This is a genomic window from Bombilactobacillus sp. ESL1094 (genome assembly GCF_058107425.1).
This window is the reverse complement of record NZ_JBYLUM010000001.1, coordinates 650,033-662,849: the sequence shown is the minus strand read 5'-3', so window position 1 is coordinate 662,849 and position 12,817 is coordinate 650,033. Positions and strand designations below refer to the sequence as shown.

The window sequence follows — 12,817 nt, the reverse complement described above, 5'->3', positions numbered from 1 at the left end:
ACGTCTTGAGTATATTACTGTTTTTAATTTTCAGACCATAGCGAAAAAGCAGGGCTTGTCTGTTCATTTCGTATATAAAAGTGCTTTGATTATTGCAGCAAAAAAAGACCAGAACACATTTAACTTGTTGTTCTAGTCTCTTCAAATTTTTTACTAAACGGCTTCGTTTTGATCTTAATTGTCCATTGCTGTAATGTTTTGAGCATTTGTGGCAATGACTTTTTGATAAAAGTAAAAACTATCTTTCGGGTAACGTTTTTGAGCTTTTTCACTATAATTATCGCGATCAACAAAAACTAAGCCGTAACGTTTATCAATACCATCATGAACGCTAATTAAATCCAGAAATGACCATGGATTAAAGGAAATAACATTGACGCCATCTTTAATGGCCTCGCGTAATTGGAAAATATGATCATGCAAGTAGTGCACACGCTTTTGATCATGAACATGACCATCAGTGGTTAAAGCTTCTTTTTGCGACCAACCACATTCGGTAATAATAATGGGAACATTAGGAAAGCGGTCATTGACTTTTTGTAAAGCATAACGTAAGCCTTGAGGATCACAGGAAAAATCCCACTCGGAATTGAGTAAACGTTCGTCTTGAACTTTTTCCACGCCAGAAATCACTCCGTCTAACATTTTGGGATTGGCTTGGTCGTTGAGCTTAAAAATACTAGTCGAATACCAATTTAATCCTAAAAAGTCAGCACGCCCATTAAGTAAGGTTTGCTCGTCCTCGCGCTTGGTTTCTAATTGAAAATTATTATCTTGCAAGTAACGTAGATAATAGCTAGGTAATTGTCCACGGATAGCAATATCCATATCAATGTAGCCAATAAAGTCTTCTAATTGTTTACTTTTTAAAACATCACTGGAAGTATGATCGTAAGGCAGGGTGGTCATGTAAGAAACGGCGGGGCCAATTTTAGCATCGGGTAACATTTGATGGCAAAGTTGGTAAACTTTCGCTTGCGCAATGAACATGTTGTAGTTAGATTGTTCACCTTTAAAGCGTAAATCTTGCGGGTTATCAGCTTTAATACCATTCATTGAAGGAACGTTAGCTAATAGCGATTGCTCATTGATTGTTAACCAGTAGTGCACCCGATCACCATATAATTTAAATAAAGTTTGAGCATAGCGATAAAAATCCGCGATACATTGGCGATTGGCCCAACCGTTATACTGCTCTACCAGTCCCTGCGGCAGATCAAAGTGGAACATTGTCACGATAGGTTCGATATGATTGTCAACGAGTAAATTAATTAGGCGATTATAAAAGTCTACACCCGCTTGATTATAATGTTCATCATTACCGTTAGGAAAAATTCGGGCCCAACTAATGGAGAAGCGGTAACTTTTTAAGCCTAAGTCTGCCATTAATTGCACATCTTCTTCTAGGTGATGATAGTGATCAACCGAAACAGAGGTATCCAAATATTTACTTTGTTGCGCTCTTAAATCGGCGACCGTTAAGCCTTTGCCATCCAGTTGGCTGGCACCTTCAACTTGAAAAGCGGAGGTACTGGCGCCCCATAAAAAGTTATCTGGGAAATCTGTGGGTAATTGTTTCATCGTATTAAAGTTATTCTCCTTTATTAATTGCGGTTTGTTGTTCTTCTTTTAAAGCTTGTTGATCTAAAATTTTAAAGAATGGCAAGTAAATCAAAGCCATTAAAGCAAAGTTAATGAGCCAAATAACAATTCCTTGCCAGCCCATAATTAAGAAGTCAGCAATGACTTTGGGCATGGTCCAAGGCATACCCAGACTTAAGGTTGGATTATACATCGAAATAAAACCAATTTTGACTGCACCGATGGCCACTAATCCGGACACCAATGATGATAAGACAAAGGGAATGAATAATAAGGCATTAAGAACGATTGGTAAACCAAAGACGATTGGCTCATTAATATTAAATAAATTAGGAATTGAGGAAACTTTAAAGAATTCTTTATAACGTTTCGATTTACCAAAGATTAAGCCAATCAGCACCAAACTTAAGGTCGCACCAGCGGCATCATTATTGGAAAAAGAAAAGGCAACTAAATTTTGCAAATACGGAATGGTTTTACCTTGCTGAAAAGCGGGAGCGCTAGCAACCATCATCGAAATAACAATTGGCATTAAAACAGATTGAATAGCAGCTGGATGCACACCAAAGAAAAAGAGTAAGTTGGACAAGGTGATTACTAAGATAATTGTCCAAGCAGAACCACCCACATGCAATAACGGTGTCGTAATCAATTGGTTGACGAAATGGAAGACATCTTTATATGGAGTATAACTAAAGATAGCACCCACAATAAAGACAATCGTGAAAATAATAATCCCAATAATTAAGGGCTCAATTGAGGTACTAACCATACTAGGCACGGAATCGGGTAATTTGATTTTTAGTTTTTGAACTTTGTTCAAGCGGACATAAAGCATACTAATTAAAATAGCTAAAATAATAGCTACGATAATTCCTTGACTACCCATGTACTGCATTTCAAAAGCGTTAATAGCTTTTTTACCATGACCGACAGTTTGTGGTGCTAACACAAAAAAGCTCGATAAACTAAACAGACCGGCGATTACACCATTCGATTTGCTTTTTTGAGCATAACTGTAAGCAATACAAAAAACGATAAAAACGGCCAAGATGTTCATCGAACCGTTAACGACAGCGTTCATTGGTTGAGTAATTCTTAAAGAATTAAACCAATTACTAACACTTTTAATCGGAAAACTAGCTAAGATGGAAAAGACAGAAGCACCAATGGTAATTGGTAAAGTCATGACCATACCAGCTGAAATACTTTGTAAAATCTTACTTTGACCAATTTTATTAGAAACGGGCACCAAAGTTTTTTGCAGAAGTTCTTGGAACTTATTCATTGACTTACTCCTCACACTTAATTTGAATTCGATTTCATAAATTAAGTATAGTTGGAATAAGTGCTGAATGACTAGATTGAAAAAAGTGAGCTTTTGTGTTGATTTCATAGATTTTTAATTTAGGAATCAAGTGCGTAGTCAGACATCTTATTAAGGCTACAGCAAACGCTCAACTCAATCTTGAAGTCTGAATCATTATGCAAGAACCAAGCTCATTTGGCGGTGTCACTACCAAGCGGCGGAGTATTGGTCTGTCTATGTTAAAGCATTATTAATCGTGTACGTTAATGTTGCGTGGTAAGCGCCGCCTTGAATCTGATTATTCAAACCGCGTGGGGGGACTTGTAACTTAATTTGTGAGTTGCCAGCTGGATCGAAGTAGTAAATAGTGTTGAGATCATTTAAAACAGTAGCATTGGAATTGTAGAGTAAAGTCTCGGAATCATTGGGACTGAGAGTAGTCGATTGTCCAGAATTTTGCTCTTGAAAAAGCAGTTGTGCTTGTTGTAAACCGACTTGCCCATTTTTGGTAAAGTTTGAGAGACGTGCTGTGACTTGATAAGGTACAAAGTAATGATTGAATTGGGGCTGGCTAGCTCTGGTATCTTTGATTTGTAATTCATTTTGTAAATTAGAGGTGTTGTTATTAATAAAAGTTTTCGCTTGTTGTTCAGGAATTGGCGTTTTGTCATTGCCAAATTGAATTTGTGGTAAATTTTGAAAACTTAAAAAGCGTAACTGATTAACCAGCCCAAGTTTTTGCGTTTGACTAGTTTTGGTCAGGTTAATGGGGTGAGACAATAAATATTGTTGCCCATTAATAGTTACGGGATCGCCTTCAGAAAGATCGCTAGCGCTAGTAGGGGCCAGGCCTTGAAAACCGCTAGCCTGGGTATTAAGACCGATTTGCACAGTGGCGTTAACTTGCAATTCGTTTAAAAAGTCATGTTCCCCACTAAGACTAGTGACTGAAGTGATCGGTACATAAGAGCCATCATTTTTTTTATAGAAAACAGTCACTTGTTGGTCATTATTAACGGTTTCGTCACTATCAAAAATACCGTTATAGTTCTGGTCATTCCAAATTTGGTAACTAAAGTCGGGACATTTAGTGATTAAATCAGCAACTTTTTGGGTGCTTGTCGTGGAGTAATTATTGGCCCGATCAACAGCAATAACGTGTAGATATTGCTTGGAAAAGCGATCTAGATTGGCAATGCTAGCACTAGCGGTAGGATCGCTCACGCCAATGAAGTTGTCATTATCAGAACCATCAATGATTCCCTGAGTATTTTTATGAGGCGTAATCGTCGTGTCAGGATTGTCATCTAATTGGTAAATATAACCCTTAATATCACTTTTGACTGGTTGTTGGATGGTGTTGGAGTATTGCGTGGTATTATCAGCATTGCCTTTGACTCGATAATAGTAGTTGGTGGCATTATCTAAACTGTGAACATTAACGCTAACTTGATCTTGGTCAGTCGTAGCTGTGACATGATCTAAAGTGGGCGCATCAGGGGCGGCAGTATCTTTGACAGTTCGATCTTCACCAGTCGTGCCAGTATTGAGAGTGCTGGTATAGTACATTAAATTGGCATTGATCATTGCTTCTTCGATTGTACAAGCGTTAGTGACGTGACCTGTTTGAATCATGGCATAGTTGTTTTTGGTGATTAAATACCAATTATTGTCAGCCGTAGCATTGGTGGCAGTAAAACTTTTCTGACCAGACTGGTCAATATAATGTTCGTCGGTAGTATTGTATTTGGTTTGTCCCAAAATATGATAATGTGGATCTTTGTCAGTGAGTGGTAAGAAGTCCATCCATTTTTGGGAGCCGCCATTGTAAAGATAAAATTGATTAGAAGTGTGGGAAGATTGAATCGTAAATTTATTAGATGGATTATAATTCAAGAGATTATTTGGGTATTGGGCTAAGGATTCGTTCATAAAAGCTGGGGTCAATTCGACAGTAGTAGAGCCCAAGCGATCATCACCTTGGGAAGTGAGATCACGAGTGCCGAAGATCTTTAAGCCAAGTTTGGGAGCAAAAGTATCGTAAACTGGACGACTGTCTCTTAAGGTATCATGACCGAAGACAACACCGCGTCCTGTAATTAATTAAATCTTTAACCTGATTAGTAATATCGACATTCCAACCGCCATCGGCGGCACCAAAATAAAGTTCGTCGTAATTATAATTACCGGAACTATCTTTAAACAAATACTGCGTAGGATTGGCCGCAAAATCGGCTGCCGAAACGGGTGTGACTTTGATTAAGCCTTGGGAGACAGTCTGAATTTGCTGCGTTTGCGGATTAGTGTACTTGATCTGTAACCAATTCTGGAGGTGATTGCCATTAGTGGGATAAATATTTAAAACATTAATGGTCTTGCCATAATTACTGGCCACGTTTTGCCATGAGGTGAGATTGGACGGATCGGTACTCCGTTGCACATTATAATCACCTGATAAATTAGCTAGCTGTTCCCAATTTAAGCTAACATAAGCAGCTTGGTCAAAATTTTGTTGACTATGCAAGTTAAAACCTGTTGTCCCATCGGCATAATTAATTCCAAGCAAACTACTGGTGTCTTTTAATAAATTGGTGTTAGTGAGGAGATTATTTGTTGTAATGTTTGATTGTTTGGACCAGTGTGGACTGGTCATAAAAGTGGCATTGCTGTTATTAGTCAATAAATTTGAGAGGCTACTAGCTTTTACGGGGGTGACCAGTCCGGAGAAAGTGAGTAGCGACAAACAGATAGAAATAATGATAATCAAGTTCAACGGTTGTAGATACTTTTTCAACATTGGCTATCTCCAATCTGATAATTCAATCAAATCTTATTTAAAAATATTATGAAATTAGATACTGAAATCACAACAACAATTACCACAATTATAATCCCAATTTAATAGATGTAAATTGACGTGATTATTTGTTATTTAATTATGAAATTCATTAAGAGCAATTTGAATAATTCGATGAACGCCAATTATCCCCACGTTAATTCATGATGGCATTTCAAAATCAAAAGAATGATAATTTTTGTGTATTCGCTATCATTTTACTGATTATTACGCCGGTATTCGGCAGGAGAAACGCCGATAATTTTTTTAAAAACTTTATAAAAGTATGAAGGATTTTCATAGCCAACTTCACTGGCAATTGTTTCAATGGGGGCTTTGGTATAGATTAAGTATTCCCCTGCAGTATTGACGCGTTGGAGATGAACCAATTGAATAAAAGATTGCCCCGTTTGTTTCTTTAAATAAGTAGAAAGATAGTTGGGATTGAAGCCAAAATCTTTGGCCATTTGGGTCAGGGTAATGGTGCGGTAGTTATTCTCAATATAAAGTAATAGTGACAACAGATTGATTTGCGAATCTTTGACTTTATGAGTGTGGGCTTTAGCGTGATAGGCTTGGCGAATGAGGCGAGAAAATAGCGTTAAAATATCAAAGCGAATGATTTGGTGGGATTGAATGTCGTAATTGTAATATTCGTCAATAATGTCATAAATATTATTGACAATTTTCGGTTGATGTTCTACTTGAAACCAAACATAACGGCCTGCACTATAATTTTCGTTGGATAGGAGGGTGAATAACAGGTTTGAGATATTGGAGTTGGTACCATTACGGTGTAAAAAGTTGAGGTCGTTGAGGGAAAAGGCCGAACTTTTGAGTGCTAGATTAACGACAATATCATTTGGACCGATAGGTTCAACTTTGTGAGGCGTGTGATTACCAATGAATAAAACATCTTCACTATTTAACTGAACAGTTTGCTTATCCAAATGTACGGTGCAATTGCCTACTAAGGGAATCATAATTTCAATGTAATTATGTAAATGGTAGGGAATAAAAGAATTGACTGGTTGCACGGAGATCGTAATCGCATTGAGATTTAAAACGAGATCATCAGAGTAAGTTTCAAAAAACTCATAGGTTGGCTCATCAGTGATTTGACCAGCACGTTTCAATGTATTCCCTTGTTGTGCAAAAGTGGCAGAAACATCTTGCCAATCACGGGGCTGATTTTTGGAGCGCAAAATTTTTAATAGTTTTTGTTTCACAATAATTCCCTCCACACTGGTTTTTACTTTAATCATAAACCATTTAAAGTAGAAAATAACTTTTTTCTGAAGCTTATCTAGGAAATAAACAGAAGATTTATACTGTTTAACCATAGTTGGATGAAATTTTCTTCGTTACAATAAAATCGTTATATGATTAGAACCTGATGGAGGTTGATGAAATGGTTGATTTAACAGCAAAGCCTTATAACTTAACACAAGAACAAATTACTTATGTTCAACAAAAATTACAAGCAATGAATACTCAAGAGAAAATTGGACAGTTATTCTTTGTCATTGGTCCCGATGAACAAACAACAGATCTCAAAGAATTTATGCGCAAGTATCAACCTGGTGGGGTGATGTACCGGCCTGATCAAGCAGAAAAAATTAAGCGGGAGTTAGAAACGGCGCAAACTAATAGTAAAATTCCGTTATTGACAGCTGCTAATTTGGAATCTGGTGGTAATGGTATTGTCAATGAAGGCACTTGGTTTGGCACACCACTGCAAGTAGCCGCTAGTGACAATCCCGAAAATGCGTACCAATTAGGTAATGTTGCCGGTAATGAAGCACATCAAGTCGGAAACAATATGTCCTTTGCGCCAATTGTAGATATTGATAATAATTTCCGGAACCCAATTATGAATACGCGGACTTTTGGGAGCGATAAACATCGGGTGATTAAGATGGCTCAAGCTCAAGTTAAGGGCTTAAAAGACGCCCATGTGATTCCGGTGATTAAACATTTCCCTGGTGATGGCGTGGATGAACGCGACCAACATTTAGTTAGTTCAGTGAATTCCTTGTCTAAAGATGATTGGATGAATTCTTACGGGCAAATTTACCATCAATTAATTAATGATGGTACTCCCGCAGTCATGATTGCGCATATTATGCAACCGGCTTGGGAACGGGCCTTAGAACCTGGAATTAGTGACCAAGACTTACGGCCAGCTTCGAGCTCCAAGTTGTTGATCGATGGTTTGTTACGGAATGTTCTTCAATTTAATGGCTTAACCATCACTGATGCAACACCGATGATTGGTTACAATGCTGCCATGGCGCGCAAAGATTTATTACCAGCGACGATTAATGCTGGGATTGATATGATTTTGTTTAATAAGAATATTGATGAAGACTATGCATATATTACACAAGCAGTAGCCGATAATGTGATTACACAAGCACGTTTGGATGAAGCGGTGACCCGAATTTTGGCAACTAAATTAGCGCAAGGCATTATGGACACTAACGGTCAATTTTGTGATGCAGTACCCGCCAAGTTAGATTTGCAACTAGAACAGCATCATCAAGCAACCAAAAAATTAGCTGATCAATCAGTCACTTTGGTCAAAGACCGTGACCAATTATTACCAATGACGCCGCAAAAATATCCTCGGGTCCGCTTAGTGGTTTTAGGTGATAGCGATGATGGCGGCTTTAAAGAAGGCGGTAGTGTTACTGATAGCATTATGAAACAATTACAAGAGCGGGGCTTTGAAGTCACTTTATTTGATCAAGCACACTTAGACTTTCATGAAGTTTTTGAAGAAGGGGTTGCTGATTTACAGCAAAAATTTGATTTGGCTTTATATGTAGCGAATATTGAAACTGCCAGCAATCAGACAACTACACGGATTGATTGGGTTCATTTGATGGCCGCTGATGCTCCGTGGTTCATGAAGGCTATTCCCACAATTTTTGTGTCTACTGCTAATCCGTATCATTTATTTGATATTCCCAATGTCTCAACTTTTGTGAATGCTTATACTGGCAATGCTGAAACCATCCAGGCAGTTTTTGATAAATTAACAGGTCAAAGTGAATTCAAGGGCATTAATCCTGTCGATCCATTTTGTGGCGACTTTACTACAAGATTGTAATAAATTGCTTGTAACAGCTTGATAAATACGTTCTAAAGAGCAAAAGTCTCTGTCTAACTACGCCAAATTAAAAGTCAAATTCAGACTTTTGAATTTGTCTAGGTTAGCTTTAGCCTTTTACCCGCTCTTTTTCGCAGCTTAAGTTAGGAGGATGACCAGAATGGAAATTACGAATATCTTAATTAATCATATGCAACAACCACTCGGCTTTGATTTGAGTGATTTACGAATTGAATTTCAATTACAAAACGTTGCTACTCAACAACCGGTGCAAAAAAAATTAACTATTACCACATCTAAACAACAGCCCGTTTATGAAAGTGACTGGCAAGAATTTAGTGATAATTACTTTACAGTTCAACAAGCTTTAACCCCCCGCACCCGTTATGATGTCACTATTGAGGTGCAAGCAGGCACGCAGACTGCCAGAGCAACTAGTTGGTTTGAAACGGGCAAAATGACGGAAGCCTTTAGTGCTGCTTGGATTGGTAATCAAAATGCTGATTTACAAAATACTTTATTGAAAAAACAAGTTGCCATTGAGAAGCCGTTAAAACAAGCGCGCTTATATATTAGTGGTTTAGGATTATATGAAACATATATTGATGACCAAAAAGTTGGCAATGAATATTTAACACCGGGTGTGACAGCGTATGATCAGTTGGTGCAAGTGCAAACTTACGATGTAACTAAAGAACTGACAACGGGGCAGCATGAGTTACTCATCTCGTTGGCTGATGGTTGGTATAAAGGTAACTTTGGCTTTGATGGTGGTCAAGATTGTATTTACGGTAATCGTCAAATGGCGATTGCGGAATATCATTTAGATTATGCTGATGGCACTCACGCAGTAATTAAGACAGACACGGATTGGCAAACGACTGCCGGTAAGGTAATTAAATCGGCCATTTATTACGGTGAAGATTATGACGCTACTAAAGAAGTGACTGATTGGCAACCGGCAGTGGTCATTGACCATTCGAAGGCTATTTTAGCAGATCGCTTGAGTTTACCAATTACCGTCCACCAACAATTAACGCCACAATTAATTCAAACGCCAGCTGGTGAGCAAGTGCTAGACTTCCAACAAAATCAGGCTGGCTGGTTAGAATTTTATAATCGTGAGCCAAAAGGTACCAAGATCACCTTTGAAATGGGTGAAATTTTACAAAACGGCAACTTTTATCGCGATAATCTGCGCGAAGCCCGAGCTAGTTTTACCTATGTTTCGGATGGAACGACTGGTTGGGTGCGGCCCCACTTTACGTATTTTGGTTACCGTTATGTGCGTGTTAGCGGCAATACCCAACCGTTACAAATGACCGATTATCAAGCTGATGTTTTGTATTCCGATATGCAAGATACCGGCTCCATTACGACGAATAATCAACTAGTTAACCGCTTGTTCCAAAATATTATTTGGAGTCAACGCAGTAACTTCATCGACGTCCCGACGGATTGCCCACAGCGTGATGAACGGTTGGGCTGGAGTGGCGACGGTGAAATTTTCTCCGAAACCGCAGCCTTTAATATGAATGTCTTTGCTTTCTTTAAGAAATATGCGAAAGATATGGCAATTGAACAACAACAGCGCGGTGGTATGTTACCAATGTATGCGCCAGCTATGGGTCAAGGTGACGGCGGCGCGGCTGCTTGGGCTGATGCAGCCACGATTATTCCGTGGAATATGTATCAAGCTTACGGTGATCCAGCTATTTTGCAGCAAAACTATTCGGATATGAAATCTTGGGTTGATTGGATTAGCGCACAGACCACGACGCCCAACTTGTGGACAGGAACGTTCCAATTTGGTGATTGGTTAGCTTTAGATGGAGAAAATCCAGCTAAGCCAACTGGTAAAACTGATGAAGATTTTATTGCTTCTGTTTATTACTACTATTCCGCTACGATTATGGCACAAACTGCTCAATTGTTGGATCAGTCAGCCGATGCCCAAAAATACGGGGATTTGGCTAGCCAAATTAAACAAGCTATTCAACAAGAATATATTACGGCTACTGGCCGCGTGGCGATTAATTCACAAACGGCCTACGCCTTGGCACTATTCTTTGATTTAATTACGCCGCAACAAAAAGCACACGTGGTGGATGATTTAGTGCAACGTTTGAAATTAGATCATAATCATTTAACAACGGGCTTTGTCGGAACACCTTATCTGTGCCAAGCTTTATCGGCTAACGGTCAACATAAATTGGCTACGGAAATTTTCTTGAATGAAGACTTTCCAAGTTGGTTATATGCAGTCAATTTAGGGGCAACAACAGTTTGGGAACGTTGGAATTCGGTTCAAGAAGATGGCTCAATGAATCCGCAAGGAATGAATTCTTTGAATCATTACAGTATTGGTGCCATTATGCAGTGGGCTTATAAATATTTATTAGGCTTGACAGAGCATACACCAGGATTTAAAGAATTTACTTTTGCGCCACAATTTGATTACCGGTTAACTGATGTGCAAGGTCATTTCCAAAGTTCTTACGGTGAAATTAAAGTGCATAATCAAGTGGAAACTGACGCACAGCATACAATTAAGATTCAATTAACGATTCCATTTGGCGTTAGCGCTCAAGTACGCTTGCCCAGAGCTGAACAACAAACTGTTCAAGTTAATGACCAGCAATTTACTGGTGGCAATTTTGAATTGTCAGCGGGCACTTATCAAATCAGTTATCAACCCACGACAGATTATGTAGAACGTTATCAAGCCCAGACGACGATTAAAGCAATCATGGCTGATTCCGAATTAGTAGAGCAAATTTCCCAAATTGATCCGGTGCTTGACTACTTTAAGCAAAATCCCAATGAAGTTAACGGTGGTATGGGCGATATGAACTTAACTGAAGTCAGTGTCACCTTCCCATTTATTAATATTTCAACTGATCATTTACAACAAGTTAACCAATTATTAGCGCAAACGCCAATTTTAAGTGAACGAAAGCAGGGTAAAAAATGATTCAAGGAGCATTATTTGATTTAGACGGCGTGATCGCTGATACATCAGTTTATCATTTTCAATCTTGGCGGCAATTAATTGCCAATCATTTTCAAAAAGAATTGCCGGATCAATTAGAGCAACAAACCAAGGGCGTTAGTCGGGCTGATTCATTAACCGCTATCTTGAATTATTTGCAGATTGAAGTTCCAGAAACGGAGTTTCAAGCAATGATGGCGGAAAAAAATGATTTATATTTAAAATCATTGCAACAATTGCAACCTAGTGATACGTTACCTGGTATCGTGGCTTTTTTAAAGCAGTTGCAAAAACATCACGTTAAGATTGCCTTAGCTTCGGCTAGTCGCAATGCACCAGTGATTTTAGATAAACTGCAATTAACTGATTATTTTGCTGCAATTGCTGATCCCGCAAAAGTGCAAGCTGGTAAACCAGCACCAGACATTTTTTTAGCAGCAGCGGCAGGAATTAATGAAGATCCCCAGAATTGCATCGGGATTGAAGATTCTATTGCAGGAATTCAGGCCATCAATGCGGCGGGGGCTTTTTCAGTCGGTATTGGTGATGCTCAAGAGTTAGGAGCAGCCAAATTGTTATTACCAACAACTGCTCAATTAGATTTAGCAACGATTGAACAGCATATGCCGGCTTAATGATTTCAATGAAGAGGTTGGGACAATTTAGTGAATGTTTGCTAAATGACTGTGTCGCAATCTCTTTTGCTTTTACATAATAGATACTTAAATATTAGAACAATAGGCTATAATATAGCAGAGAAATTATTGGGTAAAAGTAATGATTTTTCTGCAGGTTTTCTGCAGGTTAGTTAGATTTTTTGAAAAGTAATATTCATTCGCTTTCTATATAAAAGGAGAATATCTTTGTATTATTTGAATAAGTTATCTATGGAAAATGAAGCTCAATCTTTAGCTATGTTAGCAGCATTGCCGGATATACTACGAAAACATATCAAAGATTAAA

The 12,817-nt window shown here is 38.4% G+C and carries 8 protein-coding genes; 3 read left to right on the top strand and 5 right to left on the bottom strand.

All coding sequences use genetic code 11. From position 1 onward, the window contains the following. Nucleotides 1–174: 174 nt before the first annotated feature. From AC3B5S_RS03465 to AC3B5S_RS03445, 5 genes are all read right to left on the bottom strand, one after another. Nucleotides 175–1,581 carry a glycoside hydrolase family 1 protein gene (locus AC3B5S_RS03465; protein ID WP_489769240.1) on the bottom strand — a complete coding sequence of 469 codons (1,407 nt, stop codon included), beginning with the start codon at nt 1,579–1,581 and terminating at the stop codon, nt 175–177. Between the two features lie 10 nt (nt 1,582–1,591). Continuing rightward, nucleotides 1,592–2,890, bottom strand: a complete 1,299-nt coding sequence (locus tag AC3B5S_RS03460) for a PTS sugar transporter subunit IIC (RefSeq protein ID WP_489757071.1) — start codon at nt 2,888–2,890, stop codon at nt 1,592–1,594. 255 nt (nt 2,891–3,145) lie between these two features. Continuing rightward, a complete protein-coding gene (locus AC3B5S_RS03455) occupies nt 3,146–4,879 on the bottom strand; it encodes a hypothetical protein (RefSeq protein ID WP_489757072.1) in 1,734 nt (577 codons plus the stop codon). 100 nt (nt 4,880–4,979) lie between these two features. Next, nucleotides 4,980–5,708: a hypothetical protein gene (locus AC3B5S_RS03450; protein WP_489757073.1), complete on the bottom strand. Its 729-nt coding sequence runs from the start codon at nt 5,706–5,708 to the stop codon at nt 4,980–4,982. A 257-nt stretch (nt 5,709–5,965) separates the two neighbouring features. Then, entirely contained in the window at nt 5,966–6,976 is a 1,011-nt protein-coding gene (locus tag AC3B5S_RS03445) for an AraC family transcriptional regulator (RefSeq protein WP_489757074.1), read from the bottom strand. A gap of 182 nt (nt 6,977–7,158) precedes the next feature. On the opposite strand from AC3B5S_RS03445, the gene AC3B5S_RS03440 reads away from it, so the two are divergent. The 3 genes from AC3B5S_RS03440 to pgmB all read left to right on the top strand — a co-directional run bounded on the left by AC3B5S_RS03440 (nt 7,159) and on the right by pgmB (nt 12,489). Next, complete coding sequence (locus tag AC3B5S_RS03440) at nt 7,159–8,862, top strand: glycoside hydrolase family 3 protein (protein WP_489757075.1); 1,704 nt, start codon at nt 7,159–7,161, stop codon at nt 8,860–8,862. A 160-nt stretch (nt 8,863–9,022) separates the two neighbouring features. Continuing rightward, nucleotides 9,023–11,836: an alpha-L-rhamnosidase gene (locus AC3B5S_RS03435; protein ID WP_489769843.1), complete on the top strand. Its 2,814-nt coding sequence runs from the start codon at nt 9,023–9,025 to the stop codon at nt 11,834–11,836. Then, the gene (gene pgmB, locus AC3B5S_RS03430; RefSeq protein ID WP_489757077.1) at nt 11,833–12,489 is read left to right on the top strand and encodes a beta-phosphoglucomutase; all 657 of its coding nucleotides are present in this window, start codon (nt 11,833–11,835) and stop codon (nt 12,487–12,489) included. The genes AC3B5S_RS03435 and pgmB overlap by 4 nt, the downstream gene beginning before the upstream one ends. Nucleotides 12,490–12,817 lie beyond the last annotated feature (328 nt).

Excerpts from the sequence above, each read along its gene's own strand:
- AC3B5S_RS03460 (WP_489757071.1), bottom strand. The coding sequence starts at position 2,890 with ATGAATAAGTTCCAAGAACTTCTGCAAAAAACTTTGGTGCCCGTTTCT.
- AC3B5S_RS03440 (WP_489757075.1), top strand. The coding sequence starts at position 7,159 with ATGGTTGATTTAACAGCAAAGCCTTATAACTTAACACAAGAACAAATT.
- AC3B5S_RS03465 (WP_489769240.1), bottom strand. The coding sequence starts at position 1,581 with ATGAAACAATTACCCACAGATTTCCCAGATAACTTTTTATGGGGCGCC.
- AC3B5S_RS03435 (WP_489769843.1), top strand. The coding sequence starts at position 9,023 with ATGGAAATTACGAATATCTTAATTAATCATATGCAACAACCACTCGGC.
- pgmB (WP_489757077.1), top strand. The coding sequence starts at position 11,833 with ATGATTCAAGGAGCATTATTTGATTTAGACGGCGTGATCGCTGATACA.
- AC3B5S_RS03450 (WP_489757073.1), bottom strand. The coding sequence starts at position 5,708 with ATGTTGAAAAAGTATCTACAACCGTTGAACTTGATTATCATTATTTCT.